This is a genomic window from Ochrobactrum teleogrylli, from assembly GCF_006376685.1.
GTDB classification, from domain to species: Bacteria; Pseudomonadota; Alphaproteobacteria; order Rhizobiales; family Rhizobiaceae; genus Brucella; species Brucella teleogrylli.
Window position 1 is genome coordinate 372927 of sequence record NZ_VEWL01000001.1, and the last position, 18272, is coordinate 391198.

The following is an 18272-nucleotide window of genomic DNA, read 5'->3' on the forward strand; positions in this document are numbered from 1 at the left end:
CTTTACCGGAAGTCGCCCGTCAGCTTGACGGGCGCGGCGGCAGACCGGCGCGTGCGCGCATTTTGTCGAGCAGGGCGGCTGCAATCGGCTCGTAGTTTTCGTCGAAGTGGTGGCCACCCGCCAGTTTCATGACGTCCATGCCCTTCAACTCGCTTGCCGTGCAGGCGGTGTCGTCTTCCTCCTCGCCATAGACGCAGACGACGCGGTCGAGCGGAATGCTGGAAATTGCCGGAACGACATCCTTGTCGCCATCCATGCCAAGCCAGCCTTCGATAGAGACCTGAAAGGTTGTCGTGGTTTCGACACCAAGCAGCCCGATCATTTTTGTGCGGTCCTGAATGGCTGGATCGAGATATTTCCACGCGAAGGGGAAAGTATCGGCCCCGAAGGAATAGCCAAGCACCGTAACAGGCAATTTCCCTGTCGGATCGGCCTTCCTGATCATTGCCGTGGTGTCTTTGGCGATTTCTTCCGGTGTGCGCTCCGACCAGAAATAGCGCAGAGAATCGACGCCGATGACATGCACGCCATGCGCTTGCAGCCATTCGCCGATGGATTTGTCGAGATCGCGCCAGCCGCCGTCACCGGAATAGAAGACCGCGACCATCTCCGCATTGCCGCCCTTGGCGGGAAGATCGACAATCGGCAGGGCTTCATTCTTGGCGTCCTGATCAGCCATGGCGACAATGTTATCAACCGCCATTTTCATGCGCGCCGGGAAATCCTTGGCGCTCTGGAGAACGGCGATATTTTGTTGCCGTGCTTCGACCGGGTTGTTGGTCTCCGTTCCGGGAGGGGCGACCACCAGAGCAGGTGCTGGTATCTGGGCGCCAAAAGCATAGGTAAATGCACCATCCGGTGTTTTCGTCGCAGCCGCCTTTTCTGTACAGGAGGGCAGGCGGGTTTTCGCCGGGGCAGGGTCGAGCGAGACAGCGCCCGCAATGGTCGCATCGGGCGAATCCGACGCCGCGGCATAGGCAATCGTCGCACCCTGGCCGATGCCGGTCAGCACCGGATGGAAATAGACATCGAGATCAAGCCCGCGCAGCGCTTCCTTGGCGATGGCCTCAAAATCGGAGTCGAGATAGTTGCACTCGCCGTCTTCCTTATCGAGCGAAGCACGCCATGGGCCGAGTTCAACCGGCAAAACGATCATGTTTTTCGCAAGCAACGCGTCCATATAGGCGCGCTCCTTCTCGCCGATGCCCGCCTCGTCGCTGAGAAGGATGGTAAGTCCGACCGGGTCACCGTTCGGCATATAGACCGGGATGTTCGACAGCCGTTCGGCGCTTGCATGAATGACCGGCTCCTCGGAGCCTGTAAGTTTGGTCCACATGCGGGCGATCTTGCCAGTATGCAGCGACGCGTAAACGCCCGCCGCTCCAAGCAGCACAAGCCCGACCACGGTAAAGAGGACGCGTTCTTTCTTCATTTACGGATGAACTCCAGTGGGCTGCCGTTGATCAGGGTTGTGGCGTCGAGAAGGGCGCGCGGTGTTTCCAGTCCGCCGGGGCAGACCATGTAATGCGGGGTCCAGACAGGATCGAATTTTTCCTTGAAGGCTTTCAATCCGTCGAAATGATAGAGGTCCGCACCGCGCTTGTAGATGAAGGAGCCGAGCCGGTTCCAGCGCGAGGCGAGCCTGCTGCCGCTCAGTCCGGCAAGCGGGGCCGCGCCGAGATTGAACCACTGGTAGCCTTCGTTTTTGCTATACATGAGCAGCTTGGCGAAAAGCGCATCCATCAGCAGCTTGTGCACATTGGGCATATAGCGCATCAGGTCCACGGTGATCTCGTATTTGTTTGCGCCGCGCCACAGATTGGCAAAGGCCACGATCTCGCCTTCGCTTTTCAGCACGGCGACATCGAAGCGCTGCATATAGTCGTCGTCAAAATAGCCGAGCGAAAATCCCTTTTCGCTGCCTGACTTGAAATCGAGCCAGGCGTCGGAAATTTCACGCAGGCGCGGGAGGGTCGGTGGAATGTCAGCGGCCCGAATAATTTCGAAGGTGAGGCCGTCCTTGTCGACCTTGCGGTCGGCATAGCGGAATGGCTGGCGACGCGGCCCTTCCAGTGAAAAGTCCGTCAGGTTCACGCGGGCCACTTCGCCCAGTTTCAGCGCGACAAGCCCCATGTCGAGAAACAGCGGCAGGCTTTGCGGGCCAACGCCGTAGAAAACCGTGCGCAGCGCTAATCTGTCCGCAAGCGCGTGAAACGACCATGCCGTTTCCTTGCCGGTTTCGGGGTTGCCGATCGGCTCGCCGAGCGCGATCAGGCTGCCACCGGATTGGGCATACATGATGAAGGCGCTGTTATCCGGTGCGAGCAGAAACTGCTTGTCGCCCAGCATGGCCAGCGCCGCGTCCGTATGCGGACATTCCGCCACCAGAGGAGGCACTGCTTCGGGGATTGAATAATCGACCTTTCGCCTGCGATGGCTGTTGCGGTTGATGATCGAATGCAGGCCGACAGCGGCGACCACTGCAAAAACCAGCACGGTCGCCCGCAGGAAGCGTGGCGCATTACCGCTCCATGCGAAATCCCACCACAGATCGCTCGAATATTCGACGTGCCGGTAAACGAAGAAGCCAAGCCATGTGGAAACAAGCACCGTGGTGCCGACTGTGGTGATCCAGTTCCAGCTCAGTTCGAAAGGTCCGGATATCGGGCGGCGATAGAAGGAATCACGAAAATTCCAGAGCGTTGAAGCGAAGATGCAGAGAATGACGGCTTCTTCCCAGTCGAGGCCCTTGGCGAGTGAAAACACCGCTCCGCTGAGAAGCAGCGTCATCGCCGCAACCCAAGCCCGTTCCAGACGCTTGGAAAGGCCACGCGCAACGATGAGCAGCGCGACGCCCACGAGGCTTGCCGCCAGATGCGACATTTCCATCAGGAATTCAGGCACGATGTCGGACAAAAGCTCAACGCGATAGCGCAAATTGGGTGTCGAGCCCGAAATAAGCAGGATAATGCCGCCCAGAAAGATGATGCCAGCGGAAAGGCTTGGCACCAGAGGCTCGAAAAGGCGTTTGGCGAAGGCGGCCTGTTTGCCCAGCATCTGACGCCGCCGCATCGCTTCCCAGACGAGAATGCCAGCCGTTGCCACGACGAGCGGCATGACCGTGTAGATGATGCGATAGGCGAGAAGTGCTGCGATGGCGTCCGGTTTTCCGCCGAGGCCCAACCCGGCGATGATCGTTGCTTCGAAGGCGCCGAGGCCGCCGGGCGCGTGGCTGGCGATGCCGAGAACAATGGCGATCACATAGACGAGTGCGAAGACGGCGAAACTTGGCACTGCGTCAGAAGGCATCAGAACGTATAAAGTGGCTGCGGCAGCACCGACGTCGACCAATCCGGCGCAAATCTGGATTAGTGCGCCTTTGGAATTGGGGAGGCGCAGGCTGAACGAGCCGATCCTGACGCTGCGCTCGCCATGCGACAGCCAGTAGATAAGCCAGCCGATGCCGCCGAGGATAACCACACCCGCCACGATATCGATGCGCGAATCGATGGTGGATAGCCAAGGCACGTCCTGGGGATCGATGAGGAGTGCAGCCCCGACCATGATGATCAGCGCAAACCAGATTGCGAACCACGATGTGCCGACGATCTTGCCGATATCGGCGAGGCTGACGCCTTCGGCGGCATAGATGCGATAGCGCAGCGCGCCGCCGGTCAAAAGCGAAAAGCCGAGCGCATTGGAAATCGCATAGCCCGCAGCGCCTGCAACCGCCGCGATACGGCGCGGAATCTGGTTTGGCGCGATGGTGTCTACGGCCACGACATCGTAAAGAGCGACAGCGGCATAGCTCAACACCGTAAAGAAGACGGCGAGCGACAGCGTCGTCCAGGAAATGCTATGCAGTGCTGCAAGCGTTTCCGAACGCGACGTGTGCTGGAGCATTGTTTCCAGAACATAGATCGCCAGCAGCGCGATGGCGATGCCCGCAACCGGAAACAGAAAATGCTGATATCGCCTCAGCCAGCCTAAAGGCCCGGAAGACGCAGCGTTATGTTGAGAAGGCACTTCATCATCAATCAAGCTCATCGGAGCGTCGTCCAGTTGGAGCAATTAACAAATTATAGTAAAGGCGGGGAGTGATCCCGATTTTGGGCAAACTTGTGTTCTAATGTCCTGTTCTATCAAAAATATTCAGAGTTGCACAAAACTTGGTCTATATAAGCCTGCGGTTCGCCCGGGCAGCAAGCAATTTCATGAACGAATGAGGTAATCGTGCTCGATGTTTCCTACATGACGGCGGCTGGTGCGGGAGCGCTGTCCTTTTTATCGCCCTGCGTTCTTCCGCTGGTGCCCCCTTATCTTTGCTATATGGCTGGCGTGAGCGTTGAAGATTTTCGCGCTGATAAAGCCGCCCGCGTTGCGGCAGAACCGTCCGCGCGTCGCTCGCTTGCCTTTGCCGCTATCTGCTTCGTCCTCGGCTTCACCACAGTTTTCGTGGCGCTGGGTGCTGGCGCATCGTCTATCGGTGCATTTTTGCGCGCATGGCAGCAGGAGATCGCCATTGTCGCCGGTATGGTCATCATACTTATGGGCCTCAATTTTCTGGGCCTGCTGCGCTTGCCCTTCCTGTCGCGCGAGGCGCGCTTTCAGGCACGCAACGCGCCTGCTTCGCCGCTCGGCGCTTACGTCATGGGGCTGGCCTTCGCATTCGGCTGGACGCCCTGCATCGGCCCTGTGTTGGGGCCGATCCTGACACTGGCCGGTGGCAGCAGCACCGTCGGCGAGGGGGCGCTTCTGCTCGCAATCTATTCGCTGGGCCTCGGCATTCCGTTTTTGATCGCAGCACTCTTTTCCGGTGCCTTCATGCGCTTCCTGTCCCGCTTCCGCGTGCATCTTGGAAAGGTGGAAAAGGCAATGGGCGCGCTTCTGGTCGTTGCAGGCGTCCTGTTCCTGACAGGCGGCATGCAATCCTTCTCATTCTGGCTACTGGAGACGTTCCCGGTCCTCGGGAGGCTTGGCTAAATCCGTAAGCTTCCATATACGCTTTCATGCTAAAGCGGATGAACATCACGATTTTCTGGATAATGTCATGACAGACCGTACTTGCCTTTCCATCGTGCTTGCTGCCGGCGAAGGCACACGCATGAAATCAAGCCTGCCGAAAGTGCTGCATGCAGTCGCGGGCCTGCCGCTGGTCTGCCATGTGGTCAAGGCCGTGCAGGGGACAGGCAAGAGCGATGTCGCGCTGGTCGTCGGACGCGGAGCGGAAGACGTGCGCGGCGCGGTTGAGAAAATCGCGGGTCCAGTGTCCTCTTTCGAACAGACGGAACGCCTCGGTACGGCCCATGCCGTGCTTGCCGCGCGTGAGGCGATTGCAAATGGCTATGATGATCTGCTGATCGTCTTCGGCGATACGCCGCTGATCGAAGCGCAGTCTCTGCAGGCCGCGCGTGCGCGTCTGGCCGATGGTGCCGATATCGTTGTAATCGGCTTCCGTCCGGCCAGCCCACATGGCTATGGCCGCCTAATCGAAGACGGCGACCAACTGATCGCCATTGTCGAAGAAAAGGAAGCGACGGACGCCCAGAAGCAAATCGGTTTCTGCAATGGCGGCTTGATGGCCGTGCGCGGCAGTCATGCTCTTGCACTGCTGGATGCAGTCAGCAACGACAATGCCAAGGGCGAATATTATCTTACCGACATTGTAGCCATCGCGCATGACAAGGGCCTCAACGTAACCGCCATCGAAGTGCCGGTTGATAATGTCATCGGCATCAACAACCGCGCAGAACTCGCGGAAGCCGAAGCCATCTGGCAGAACCGCAAGCGCCGCGAGATGATGCTGGCCGGTGTGACGCTGATCGCGCCGGAAACGGTATTCTTCAGCCATGACACGCTGGTTGAAGCTGACGTCATCATCGAGCCGAACGTATTCTTCGGTCCGGGCGTACATGTTGCAACGGGTGCGCTCATTCATTCCTTCTCGCATATGGAAGGCGCGAATGTCGGTCCGAGCGCGGAAATCGGGCCTTTTGCACGACTGCGTCCCGGTGCAAAGCTCGGCGAGAAAACCAAGGTCGGCAATTTCTGCGAAGTGAAGAACGCCGATGTGCGCAAGGGTGCCAAGATCAATCACCTGACCTATATCGGCGATGCGACCGTCGGCGCATCCAGCAATATCGGGGCAGGGACGATCACCTGCAATTACGACGGTTACAACAAGTATAAGACGATTATCGGCGAAAATGCCTTTATCGGCTCCAATTCCTCTTTGGTGGCGCCGGTGGAAATCGGCGACAACGCCTATATCGCATCCGGCAGCACGATCACCGACAATGTGCCCACCGATGCGCTGGCCTTTGGCCGTGCGCGGCAGGAAACCAAGGAAGGCCGGGGCAAGATCCTGCGGGAGAAGTATGCCGCCATCAAAGCGGCTAAAACCTCATCGAAATAAATCGACTATCAGGCGACCCCAGGGCGGATGGCTTGGCTTGCCGTTCCGCTTTAGAGTCTTTAAACCGGCTGGCAAAAGCAAGCGACCAAGATCTGGAGCAGATGCATGTGTGGAATTATCGGTATTATCGGCAAGGATGAAGTCGCGCCGCTTCTGGTCGATGCTCTGAAACGACTGGAATATCGCGGTTATGACTCCGCCGGTATCGCCACCTTGCAGGGCGGCAGGCTCGACCGCCGCCGTGCGGAAGGCAAGCTCGTCAATCTAGAAAAGCGCCTTGCCGGTGAGCCGCTTCCGGGCGTGATAGGCATCGGTCATACGCGATGGGCTACCCATGGCAAGCCGGTGGAGCGTAATGCGCATCCGCACATCACCGAGCGCCTTGCGGTGGTTCATAACGGCATTATCGAGAACTTTGCCGAACTGCGCACCATGCTGGAAGCCGAAGGCCGCAAGTTCCAGACCGAAACCGACACCGAAGCCGTTGCGCATCTGGTGACGCGTGAGCTGGAAAAGGGCAAGTCGCCGGTTGAGGCCGTGCGCGATTGCCTGCCGCAGCTTCATGGCGCATTCGCGCTCGCATTCCTGTTTGAAGGCGACGAAGAACTGCTCATCGGCGCTCGTCAGGGACCGCCGCTGGCTGTCGGCTATGGCGACGGCGAAATGTTCCTGGGCTCCGACGCGATTGCGCTGTCGCCCTTCACCGACACCATTGCCTATCTGGAAGATGGTGACTGGACTGTGCTGACCCGCAAGGGCGTCACCATTTATGACGAGAACAACAATCAGGTCGAGCGCACGATCCAGAAGACGCAGACGGCCAATATGCTCGTTTCCAAGGGCAATCATCGTCACTTCATGCAGAAGGAGATGTTTGAGCAGCCAGAAGTGATTTCGCATACGCTTGCCAATTATCTCGATTTCACCACCGGCAAGGTGCGTCAGGAAGCGATTGGCCTCGATTTCAGCAAGATTGATCGTCTGACGATTTCAGCCTGCGGCACGGCTTACTATGCCGCATCGGTGGGTAAATACTGGTTCGAACAGATTGCCCGTCTGCCGGTCGATAGCGATATCGCATCGGAATTCCGCTATCGCGAAATGCCGTTGTCGAAAGATTCGCTGGCGATGTTCGTTTCCCAGTCCGGCGAAACGGCGGATACGCTGGCATCGCTGCGTTATTGCAAGTCGCAAGGCTTGAAGATTGCCGCCGTCGTTAACGTCACAGGCTCGACCATCGCGCGTGAATCCGATGCCGTGTTCCCGACGCTTGCCGGTCCAGAAATTGGCGTTGCCTCCACCAAGGCCTTCACCTGCCAGCTTTCGGCCATGGCGTCGCTCGCCATCGCCGCCGCCAAGGCGCGCGGCGCGATTGACGATGCGCGCGAACAGGAACTGGTGCGCCAGCTTTCCGAAGCCCCGCGTTTCCTCAATCAAGTGCTGAAGCTGGAAGATCAGATCGCGGCAGTTTGTACCGATCTCGCCAAGGTCAATCACGTTCTTTATCTCGGTCGTGGAACGTCCTTTCCGCTTGCCATGGAAGGCGCGCTGAAGCTCAAGGAAATCTCGTATATCCACGCCGAAGGCTATGCCGCCGGCGAGTTGAAGCACGGCCCAATCGCGCTGATCGATGAAACCATGCCGGTCATCGTCATTGCACCGTCCGACCGTCTTTATGAAAAGACCGTTTCCAACATGCAGGAAGTGGCGGCCCGTGGCGGTCGCATCATCCTGATCACCGACAGACGAGGTGCTGAAAGCGCCAGCGTCGATACGATGGCAACGATCGTCCTGCCGGACGTGCCGGAATTCATCACGCCGCTCGTCTATGCGCTGCCGATCCAGATGCTGGCCTATCACACCGCTGTCCTGATGGGCACGGACGTCGATCAGCCGCGCAATCTGGCAAAATCGGTTACGGTTGAATAAAATCAGTCTGTTATATAGTTATCTTGATGAAGTGATAGAAGACGTCGATCTATGCCTCGACGTCTCATAACGCCTCATCCTGAGGAAGTGCGAAGCACTGTCTCGAAGGACGAGGCGTCACTGGTCACCCCCACCCTTCGACAAGCTCAGGGTGAGGGGAGCGGTAGTGCGTCCTTTATTCGTTCTGTTATCCGGCCCTAAGCAGCCTTATCGCTTCGTCTCGCCCGAAGAGATAGAGCAGCACGCGCAGCGCCTGTCCGCGTTCGGATTCCAGATCGGGATCGCTGGTCAAAACATAGCGGGCATCTCTGCGGGCGATTTCCAGAAGATCGCCATGCGCTTCGATGGAGGCGAGGCGGAAGCCCGGCGTGCCAGACTGGCGGGTGCCGAGCAACTCACCTTCGCCGCGCAGTTTCAGGTCTTCCTCGGCAATGCGGAAACCGTCTTCCGTCTCGCGCATCACCTTCAGTCGCGCCTGACCGATTTCGCCCAGCGGCCCCTTGTAGAGAAGGAGACAGGTCGATGGCTTATCGCCACGCCCCACACGCCCGCGCAACTGGTGCAATTGCGATAGGCCGAACCGTTCGGCGTGTTCGATCACGATGATGGTGGCGTCGGGCACGTCCACGCCGACTTCAATAACGGTGGTGGCAACCAGAAGCCGCGTCTCACCTTGCTTGAAGGCGCGCATCGCTTCGTCTTTTTCGGCCCCATTCATACGGCCATGGATAAGGCCGATCCGGTCACCAAACACGGATTTGAGGCTTTCGAAACGCTCTTCCGCCGAGGTCAGTTCAACGACTTCGGATTCCTCCACCAGTGGGCAGATCCAGTAGATCTTCTGCCCTTCCTGCACCGCTTTGCGGATGCGCTCCACCAGTTCACCCATACGCTCCATCGGCAGGATCGCGGTGGTGATGGGCTGTCGTCCGGCGGGTTTTTCGGTGAGCTTAGAAACGTCCATATCGCCGAAGGCGGTCAGGACCAGCGTGCGCGGGATCGGTGTTGCCGTCATAACCAGCATATCGGGGGCGGTGCCCTTTGCCGTCAGCATCAGGCGCTGATGCACGCCAAAGCGGTGCTGCTCGTCGATGATGACCAGAACGAGGTCGTGATACTCGACCTTTTCCTGAAACAGCGCATGGGTGCCGATGACGATATCGATTTCGCCACTTTTCAAGCCTTCCAGCACGGCGTTGCGGTCTCGGCCTTTTTCGCGGCCCGTCAGCAGGGCAGCTTTCAGCCCGGCTTTTTCGGCAAGCGGCGCGATGGTTGCGAAATGCTGGCGGGCGAGCACTTCGGTTGGAGCCATCAGCGCCGATTGACCGCCGGATTCGGCGGCATGCGCCATGGAAAGCAGGCCCACCACGGTTTTGCCGGAACCGACATCGCCTTGCAGAAGCCGCAACATGCGCTCCGGCGACTTGAGGTCTGTGATGATCTCACGCACGGCCTGATCCTGCCCCTTGGTCAGGCGATAGGGCAGGTGCCGCATGATTTCGGTCACAATGCGTCCGGTGCCTTCCAGCGGTCGACCGGAAAGCCTGCGTGTCTTGGCACGGACGAGGGCCAGCGCCAATTGCCCGGCTAAAAACTCGTCATAAGCCAGCCTGCGCCGCGTGATGCCTTCAAGCGCAATGTCGGACGGGTCTTCCGGCTGGTGCAGGGTATTAAGCGCGTCCTGAAAGCTTGGAAAACGCTCGCGCGCCAGCAGGGGGCCGTCGATCCATTCCGGCAGCGGCGGAACACGCGTCAGCGCTTCCTTGACGGCGCGTCCGAGGGTTTTGGGCGACAGGCCCGCTGTCAGCGGATAGACCGGCTCGACCATGGGCAGATTGGCGGCGTCTTCGAGGCTGGCAATATAGTCCGGATGCACCATGGAGGCGCGCCCGTTGAACCATTCCACCTTGCCGGACACGATGACGGTTTCGCCTTCGGGCAGCATTTTTTGCAGCCATGGCAGTTGCGCATGAAAGAAAGTCAGCGCAATTTCGCCGGTTTCGTCATGGGCAAAGACGCGATGCGGAACATTGCCCCTTCCAGGCGGTGCAGGCTGGTGCTGATCAACGACCACTTCCAACGTGACGATGGCGCCTTCCTGCGCCAGCGCAATGCCGGGGCGGTTGCGCCGGTCGATCACGCTGTTCGGCGGCAGAAACAGAAGCTGGCCGACTTTCGGTTCCGCACCGGGCACATCGGTGCCGAGAAGTTTGCCAAGTAAAACCGCTACCTTCGGGCCAATGCCGGAAAGCGAGCGGACGGAAGCGAAAAACGGATCGAGCATGGATGGGCGCATGGTTCAGACCATTAACTGCTTCGCGGTCAGGTGCAAGTGTGCGCCATCATCTTTTCGTGCTCTTTTTGTTCTTGTCTGATAAACAGGTTCCCTGTTCGGTCGCAGATGCTATATACCGGCAGCGATTTTGATAAATGGAGCAGTTCCGACATGACTGGCAGCACACTTGCGGCGGAAAATCTGGATGTACGGCGTCGCAAGCTTTTGTTTCGCGCCTGGCATCGCGGCATGCGTGAGATGGATTTGATTCTTGGCCAATATGCTGATGCGTATATTGTCAGTTTCACCGATGCCCAGCTGGATGAATTCGAGCAGATTCTGGAAGTGCTGGATCGTGATCTTCTCAAATGGGTGACGGGCGAAAGCCCTATTCCGTCCGAACATGACACGCCGCTGTTCCGCGATATTGTCGCCTTCCGTGACCGCATAGAGTTTTAAGAAATCCATGCCCGTTTTCAGCAAATTTGGTCTCAAGCCCAATACGGATACGAAAGCCGGACGCCACATCGTCATTGACGGTGTTGCCGATGGCTTCGAGGCGTTCTGCCTCGCGCGTCTGGTGGACGAGATCGGCGAACGCGGGCCAATTATGTATATCGTGCGCGACGGGCAGCGCATTGCCGATCTGGAGCAGGTGTTGGGCTTCGTCGCGCCGGATCTACCGGTGCTGCATCTGCCCGCCTGGGACTGCCTGCCTTATGACCGCGTATCGCCCGGTGCCGATGCATCGGCGCGCAGGCTGACCGCACTGGGTGCTCTGGCAGCGCTCAAGAAGACGCCGCATCCGGCCATTATTCTCACCACGGCCAATGCGGTACTGCAAAAACTGCCGCCGCAGGCAGCCATTGCCGAACAGGTGATTTCGGCGCGTCCCGGCAACCAGCTCGACATGAACGATCTGGCTTCCCGGCTTGAGCGCAATGGTTTCGAGCGCGTTTCCACCGTGCGCGATATTGGCGAATTCGCCGTGCGTGGCGGTATCCTCGATCTTTACGCGCCGGGCGCCGAAGAACCTCTGCGGTTGGATTTTTTCGGCGATACGCTGGAAACGATCCGCGCTTTCGATCCCGCATCGCAGCGCACGACGGGAACGCGCAAGGAATTCGTGCTGCAGCCGATGAGCGAAATCACGCTCTCGACCGATATGATCAGCCGGTTCCGGAAAAATTACGTGGCGATGTTTGGCGCGCCGCAACGTGACGATGCGCTTTATCAGGCGATCAGCGAGGGCCGTCGCTTTGCCGGTATGGAACACTGGCTGCCGCTGTTCTACGATCATCTGGAAACGGTTTTCGACCATGCGGGCGACATGCCGGTGGTGTTCGACCATCTGGTGCACGAAGCGCTGACCGAGCGTCACACCATGGTCGTGGACCATTATGAGGCGCGGCTGCGTCAGGCTGAAGGCAAGGAAGCAGGCAGCGACGCCGTACCCTATAAGCCGGTCAAGCCGGAAACCCTCTATCTCACGCCGCAAGCGGTCGAAGATGCGGTGCAGGCGGGCGGACTTCGCATCGACCTTACGCCCTTCGGCACACCGGACGTATCGAACCGCACCATTGTTCACGCCGACGCCCAAAAGGGCCGCAACTTCGCCGAGGAACGGGCCGCCACCGACGTGAACCTGTTCGAGGCCGCGGTGAAGCACATTGCCGATCTGCGCGCCTCCGGCAAGAAAGTTCTGGTTGCCGCCTGGACGGAAGGTTCGCTTGACCGTCTGTTGCAGGTTCTCGATGAGCACGGGCTGGAAAAGATCGAGACGGTTGATCGGCTTTCAACCGTCAAGGCGCTGTCTCGCGATAAGGTGACGGCGGCAGTTCTTGCCGTGGAAAGCGGCTTTGATGCCGGTGACCTAGTCGTCGTTGCCGAACAGGATATTCTCGGCGACCGTCTTATCCGCCGTTCCAAGCGCCGCAAGCGTGATCAGGATTTCATCTCGGAAGTGGCGTCGCTGACGGCAGGCGATATTGTCGTCCATGTCGATCACGGCATCGGACGTTTCATCGGCCTCAAGACGATTACCGCAGCGGGCGCACCGCATGATTGTCTTGAACTTCACTATGCAGGCGATGACCGGCTGTTCCTGCCGGTCGAAAATATCGAGCTTCTCTCGCGCTACGGCTCGGAAGGCTCCGACGCGGTTCTCGACAAGCTTGGCGGCGGCGCATGGCAGATGCGCAAGGCCAAGCTCAAGAAGAGACTGCTTGAGATTGCGGGCCATCTGATCCAGATCGCCGCCGAACGTCAGATGCGCGGTGCGCCGGTGATGACGCCGCCCGATGGGCTTTATGCGGAATTCTCCGCTCGCTTCCCTTATGATGAGACCGAAGACCAGATGACGGCCATCGAAGCGGTGGCGGATGATCTGGCTGCAGGCAAGCCGATGGATCGCCTGATCTGCGGCGATGTCGGTTTCGGCAAGACGGAAGTGGCGTTGCGCGCCGCGTTCATCGCAGCACTGAACGGAGTTCAGGTGGCTGTCGTGGTGCCGACCACGCTTTTGTCGCGCCAGCATTTCAAGACTTTCTCCAAGCGTTTCCACGGCCTGCCGATCACCGTTGCCCATGCCTCGCGGCTGGTTGGCACCAAGGAACTGGCCGCCACCAAGAAAGGTCTGGAAGAAGGCACGGTCGATATTGTCGTCGGCACCCATGCGCTGCTCGGCAACTCGATCAAGTTCAAGAATCTCGGCCTGCTCATCATCGATGAGGAGCAGCATTTCGGTGTCAAGCATAAGGAACGGCTCAAGGAGCTGAAATCCGATGTGCATGTGCTGACGCTTTCGGCAACGCCGATCCCGCGCACCTTGCAGCTTGCGCTGACTGGCGTGCGCGAACTCTCGCTCATCACCACGCCGCCGGTGGATCGCATGGCGGTCCGCACCTTCGTTTCGCCATTCGATCCGCTCGTTATTCGCGAAACGCTGCTGCGCGAGCGCTATCGCGGCGGTCAGAGTTTCTATGTCTGTCCGCGTATTTCCGATCTGGGCGATATCGAAGAATTCCTGAAAGAGCATGTGCCGGAACTGAAGGTCGCCGTGGCGCATGGCCAGATGGCGCCGGGCGTGCTCGACGATATCATGAACGCCTTTTATGACGGTCAGTACGACGTGCTTCTTTCCACGACCATTGTGGAATCCGGCCTCGATATTCCGACCGCGAACACCATGATCGTGCATCGCGCCGATATGTTCGGCCTGGCGCAGCTTTATCAGCTACGCGGGCGCGTGGGTCGTTCCAAGCAGCGCGCCTTCGCGCTCTTCACGCTTCCGGCGGGCAAGATGCTGACACAGATGGCGGAACGTCGCCTCAAGGTGCTGCAATCGCTGGATACGCTTGGCGCAGGCTTCCAGCTTGCCAGCCACGACATGGATATTCGCGGCGCGGGCAATCTGCTGGGCGAGGAACAGTCTGGCCACATCAAGGAAGTCGGTTTCGAGCTTTACCAGCAGATGCTGGAAGAAGCCGTTGCGACGCTCAAGGGTTCCGGCGAGGTGGAAGACAGCCAATGGTCGCCACAGATCGCCATTGGCACGGCGGTCATGATCCCCGAATCCTATGTGCCCGATCTGCAGTTGCGCCTTGGCCTTTATCGCCGTCTTGCCGATCTGGAAGAGCCGCAGGATATCGACGCCTTCGGTGCGGAACTCATCGACCGCTTCGGTCCGATGCCGGAAGAAGTGCAGCATCTGCTCAAGATCGTCTATATCAAGGCGCTGTGCCGTCGCGCTAATGTTGAAAAGCTGGATGCCGGTCCGAAGGGCGTCGTCATCCAGTTCCGTCATGCAACGTTCAACAATCCGGTTGGTCTGGTGAAGATGATCGGCGAGCAGGGCTCCATGGCTAAGATCAGGCCGGATCAGAGCATCGTATTCATCCGCGATTGGGCGACGCCAGAAAAACGCCTCAACGGTTCCGCCGTCATCATGACGCAACTGGCGAAGATTGCGGCGGGTTAACCCGCCGCTTCGCTTCTTTTAGCGATCCTCCGAAATCCCTGGCTCAAAGCCTTCCGCCGTCTGGCGAATGGCATCGGCCAGAACATCGGCGTTTTGTGCGCCCATGACGGCATATTTCTGATCGATGATGAAGCAGGGCACGCCGCGCACGCCGATACGGTTGGCGGTGTCGATTTCCTCGCGGATCGTGGCCTTGTCGGCGTCGCTTTCCAGAAGACGGGCGACAACGGCTGCATCCATGCCGACGCTAGCTGCCGCATCGACCAGCACTTCATGGTCGCCAATATCCTGTCCCTGCTCAAAATAGAGCGAGAACAGAGTGCCGACGAGCTTGTTCTGCGTGTCGGGTGCGGCCTGTGCCGCCCAGTGGATCAAACGATGCGCATCGAGCGTGTTGGGCGCGCGAGTGATGGCTTCGAAATCGAAGACAATGCCGTTTTCTTCGCCAAGCTCCGTCAGTTGCTTATGAATGTCATCGATCTTAGAGCTGTTGCCGAATTTCTCGCGCATATAGGCCTGCCGGTCCTTGCCTTGCGGCGGCAGTGTCGGATCGAGCTGAAACGGACGCCAGCGAATTTCAGCTTCCACATCGGGTAGCATGGCGAGCGCATTTTCAAGCCGCTTGCGTCCGAGGAAACACCACGGACAGACGACATCCGATACAACATCGATGGTGATTTTCTTTTCGCTCATGCGGGATGCTCCGTGTGGTTGCGGGAGGCACGCCTCCCGCATCGATATGCATATTATAGGAAATGGATTTAGGGCGAATTACGACCTTATCAAACAGAACTCAAGGCTGAGCGCGCCACCATGTCGGTAGCTGAAAGCCATAGAGCGCTGTTTTTGCAGGATGTTCGATCCGGTCCCAGCGTGCCACCCACTGATAAGGGAGGTGATACAGAGGAATATAATAATCGCCCGATAGCAATATCCGGTCGAGCGCACGCACCGCACTGACGAAATCAGCACGCGTGCGCGCGGCGAGCAGCGCATCAATCATCGCATCGACGGCGGGATCGGCCACGCCTGGATAATTGAAGCTGCCTTGCGCATCACGCGACGCCGCGCCCCAGCGCATCCACTGCTCATTGCCGGGCGACAGCGAACTGGACAGAGCGCCGAGGATCATGTCGTAATCGAAGGTCTGGAGCCGTTGCTGATATTGTGCGTCATCAGCAGTGCGGATATCCACCGTAATGCCGAGCCGGGCCAGATTGCGCTTATAGGCAAGCCCGATCTTCTCTTCTTCCGCCGAGCGCGTCATGATTTCAAATTGCAGCGGCTTGCCGGTGGAATCGACGGCCAGCCCATTGTGGAACTGGAAACCGGCTTCCATCAGAAGATCATAGGCCTGTTTGGCGGGCGTCCGGTCATGGCCGGTGCCGTCGGTGACGGGCACATGCCATGTACCATTCATCACATCTTCACGCACCGCATCGGGATAGGGTGCCAGAAGTTCCCTTTCACGGGCATCGGCGGGTTTGCCGACGGAAGAAAGCTCGGAGCCTTCCCAAAAACTCTGGGTGCGCTTGTACTGGCCTGCAAACAAATTGCGGTTCGCCCATTCAAAGTCGAACAGCAATCCAAGCGCCTGCCGCACGCGACGGTCTGCGAAGATCGGACGACGCGTGTTGAACACGAAGCCCAGCATGTTCGCGGGCGTACCCTTTTCGAAGCTCTCCTTGATGACTTTGCCTTGCTGCACAGCCGGAAAATCATAGGATTTTTCCCACCGCGTCGGATTGCCCTCGATGAAAACATCGAGCAGTCCTTTTTTGAAGGATTCAAACAGGGAGGTTTCGTTGCGATAATATTCGATCGTCAGCGTGTCGAAATTGTCCGTGCCACGCTTGGACGGAATGTCCTTGGCCCAATAATCCGGGTTGCGCTTATAGATGATGCGCTGGCCGGGCTGCACGCCGGACACCAGATAGGGACCGCTGCCGAGCGGCGGCTTCAGTGTGGAATTACCGAAGGTCGCCGGATCGGTTGCGTGTTTCGGAAGAACCGGCATCACCGACGCGATCAGCATCGGAAACTCGCGGTCCGACTTGTCGTTGAAGTTGAAACGCACCGAGCGCTCGCCAGTCTTCTCGATCTTGTCGATCCGGCTCATTCGGTTGTTGAAAGGGGGACGGCCCTTTTCGGTGAGAATTTGATAGGTGAAGATAATATCATCCACCGTCACTGGCTGCCCGTCCGACCATTTGGCCTTCGGGTTCAGCGTGAATTCCACCCATTTCCGTTCGGGGTCTATGGCGACTTTTTCCGCAAGCAGCGGGTAGAGCGTGAAAGGTTCATCGCGTGAGCGCTGCATCAATGTCTCAAACACGAGATTGCCGAACTCACCATCGCCGAACAGGCCGCGCGCAGTTGTGCGCATGCTTTTGAGCACGAATGGATTGAGGCTGTCGAACGTGCCGACAACACCGATGGTCAGCTTGCCGCCCTTGGGCGCATCAGGATTGGCATAGCGAAAATGCGTAAAGTCGGCAGGAAGCGCCACGTCTCCATGCATGGAGAGAGCATAATCGGGCGCAGCTGCTGTTTCGGCCTGCGCCATACGCGCACCGATTCCCGTCATCGAGACGACCATAGCCGCCGGAAGCCCTAATCTGAGCCCCCGCGTGATTGCCAGCAGGAATTTTCTGCGCAAATGAGCGATCGATCCGTTCAACTTCATTCGTCCATTGTAAGTAAGCGTGAGGCGCTTGTTTTTCAGGAAATACGAAATAGCATTGATTCGTTAGGCGAAATTATCATGATCCTATAATATATAGGTATTTTGGGCGTGTTCCGCGCGTTACAGTACAAATGAAAATGGTGATTTTACGGGATTCCGAGCCTTCCAGATGGAAACTGGTCTGGATTCGCGCCCGCAGTCGTTGTAACACCGCCCCGGAATAGGATTGAAGAGTCCTAAAGGTCACGCTGTTGCCGCATTTTCAAACCAGTGACGGTCTATCGCTGACTAACCAGAATACGGGAACTACAGATCAGAGCGTTGAAAGGAACCTGTTGATCATGTCCAGCACGAAGACAATCGCTGCCACATCGGCCATCGCTGGCGCGTTCGCCTTGCTTGCCTCCGCAACGATGCCTGCATCGGCGCAGCAGCCGCCGCAGGGTTGGTTCAAGGTCTGCTCGAAGCAGGAAGATAACGACATCTGCAACACGCAGAACATCATCACTGCCGATTCCGGCCAGTTGCTGACCGCCGTTAACCTCATCGAGATCAAGGGCAAGATCAATCGCAAGATTTTCCAGGTCACCGTGCCGATTGGCCGCCTGATTCCGGCTGGCGTTGGCATGCAGATCGACAACAACAAAGCGGTAAAGCTTGAATACGGCATCTGCTTCCCTGATCGCTGCATCGCAGAAGCACCGCTGAACGATGATCTGATCAAGGCTCTCCAGAAGGGCGGCAAGCTGACTCTGACCTCGGTCAATTATCAGAACAAGCCGAACCCGATCCCGGTTGCCCTGACCGGCTTCTCGCAGGCTCTCACCGGCCCGGCTCTGAAGCAGTCGGAACTGGAAGACCGCCAGAAGGAACTTCAGGACGCCGTCCAGAAGAAGCAGAAAGATTTCGAAGCCAAGATGAAGGCTGAACAGGAAAAAGCCAAGGGCGCTGCCAACTAATCGGCAAAACCATGGTCATAATAAAAGGG

11 protein-coding genes are annotated in these 18272 nt (G+C 58.3%); 6 read left to right on the forward strand and 5 right to left on the reverse strand.

Annotation, left to right across the window (positions count from 1 at the left end; all coding sequences use genetic code 11):
* Positions 1-19: 19 nt before the first annotated feature.
* Both FIC94_RS01645 and mprF read right to left on the reverse strand, forming a co-directional pair.
* Positions 20-1432, reverse strand: coding sequence for an AcvB/VirJ family lysyl-phosphatidylglycerol hydrolase (locus tag FIC94_RS01645; RefSeq protein ID WP_180917870.1), 1413 nt, complete (start codon positions 1430-1432; stop codon positions 20-22).
* Positions 1429-4047 (reverse strand): bifunctional lysylphosphatidylglycerol flippase/synthetase MprF, encoded by a 2619-nt coding sequence (mprF, locus tag FIC94_RS01650; RefSeq protein ID WP_140023701.1) that lies wholly within the window; start codon positions 4045-4047, stop codon positions 1429-1431. The genes FIC94_RS01645 and mprF overlap by 4 nt, the downstream gene beginning before the upstream one ends.
* A 186-nt stretch (positions 4048-4233) precedes the next feature.
* Here mprF and FIC94_RS01655 point away from each other — a divergent pair, with 186 nt between their 5' ends.
* The 3 genes from FIC94_RS01655 (at position 4234) to glmS (ending at position 8344) form a co-directional block, all read left to right on the forward strand.
* Positions 4234-4983 carry a cytochrome c biogenesis CcdA family protein gene (locus FIC94_RS01655; protein WP_140023702.1) on the forward strand — a complete coding sequence of 250 codons (750 nt, stop codon included), beginning with the start codon at positions 4234-4236 and terminating at the stop codon, positions 4981-4983.
* A 67-nt stretch (positions 4984-5050) separates the two neighbouring features.
* On the forward strand, positions 5051-6415 hold the full coding sequence (glmU, locus tag FIC94_RS01660) for a bifunctional UDP-N-acetylglucosamine diphosphorylase/glucosamine-1-phosphate N-acetyltransferase GlmU (RefSeq protein ID WP_140023703.1): 1365 nt from the start codon (positions 5051-5053) through the stop codon (positions 6413-6415).
* A gap of 105 nt (positions 6416-6520) precedes the next feature.
* On the forward strand, positions 6521-8344 hold the full coding sequence (gene glmS, locus FIC94_RS01665; protein ID WP_140023704.1) for a glutamine--fructose-6-phosphate transaminase (isomerizing): 1824 nt from the start codon (positions 6521-6523) through the stop codon (positions 8342-8344).
* A 187-nt stretch (positions 8345-8531) separates the two neighbouring features.
* On the opposite strand, the gene recG is transcribed toward glmS, so the two are convergent.
* Entirely contained in the window at positions 8532-10640 is a 2109-nt protein-coding gene (recG, locus tag FIC94_RS01670; protein ID WP_140023705.1) for an ATP-dependent DNA helicase RecG, read from the reverse strand.
* 150 nt (positions 10641-10790) lie between these two features.
* On the opposite strand from recG, the gene FIC94_RS01675 reads away from it, so the two are divergent.
* A complete protein-coding gene (locus FIC94_RS01675) occupies positions 10791-11078 on the forward strand; it encodes an FAD assembly factor SdhE (RefSeq protein WP_140023706.1) in 288 nt (95 codons plus the stop codon).
* 7 nt (positions 11079-11085) lie between these two features.
* A complete protein-coding gene (gene mfd / locus FIC94_RS01680) occupies positions 11086-14598 on the forward strand; it encodes a transcription-repair coupling factor (RefSeq protein ID WP_140023707.1) in 3513 nt (1170 codons plus the stop codon).
* 18 nt (positions 14599-14616) lie between these two features.
* Here mfd and FIC94_RS01685 read toward each other — a convergent pair whose 3' ends face one another.
* On the reverse strand, positions 14617-15291 hold the full coding sequence (locus tag FIC94_RS01685) for a DsbA family oxidoreductase (protein ID WP_109367530.1): 675 nt from the start codon (positions 15289-15291) through the stop codon (positions 14617-14619).
* A gap of 100 nt (positions 15292-15391) precedes the next feature.
* The gene (locus FIC94_RS01690) at positions 15392-17284 is read right to left on the reverse strand and encodes an extracellular solute-binding protein (protein WP_371830881.1); all 1893 of its coding nucleotides are present in this window, start codon (positions 17282-17284) and stop codon (positions 15392-15394) included.
* Between the two features lie 341 nt (positions 17285-17625).
* On the opposite strand from FIC94_RS01690, the gene FIC94_RS01695 reads away from it, so the two are divergent.
* A complete protein-coding gene (locus FIC94_RS01695) occupies positions 17626-18243 on the forward strand; it encodes an invasion associated locus B family protein (protein ID WP_109367528.1) in 618 nt (205 codons plus the stop codon).
* Positions 18244-18272: the final 29 nt, after the last annotated feature.

Coding starts and splice junctions, on each gene's coding strand:
- FIC94_RS01645 (WP_180917870.1), bottom strand. CDS start 1,432: ATGAAGAAAGAACGCGTCCTCTTTACCGTGGTCGGGCTTGTGCTGCTT.
- mprF (WP_140023701.1), bottom strand. CDS start 4,047: ATGAGCTTGATTGATGATGAAGTGCCTTCTCAACATAACGCTGCGTCT.
- glmU (WP_140023703.1), top strand. CDS start 5,051: ATGACAGACCGTACTTGCCTTTCCATCGTGCTTGCTGCCGGCGAAGGC.
- glmS (WP_140023704.1), top strand. CDS start 6,521: ATGTGTGGAATTATCGGTATTATCGGCAAGGATGAAGTCGCGCCGCTT.
- recG (WP_140023705.1), bottom strand. CDS start 10,640: ATGCGCCCATCCATGCTCGATCCGTTTTTCGCTTCCGTCCGCTCGCTT.
- FIC94_RS01675 (WP_140023706.1), top strand. CDS start 10,791: ATGACTGGCAGCACACTTGCGGCGGAAAATCTGGATGTACGGCGTCGC.
- mfd (WP_140023707.1), top strand. CDS start 11,086: ATGCCCGTTTTCAGCAAATTTGGTCTCAAGCCCAATACGGATACGAAA.
- FIC94_RS01685 (WP_109367530.1), bottom strand. CDS start 15,291: ATGAGCGAAAAGAAAATCACCATCGATGTTGTATCGGATGTCGTCTGT.
- FIC94_RS01690 (WP_371830881.1), bottom strand. CDS start 17,284: ATGAAGTTGAACGGATCGATCGCTCATTTGCGCAGAAAATTCCTGCTG.
- FIC94_RS01695 (WP_109367528.1), top strand. CDS start 17,626: ATGTCCAGCACGAAGACAATCGCTGCCACATCGGCCATCGCTGGCGCG.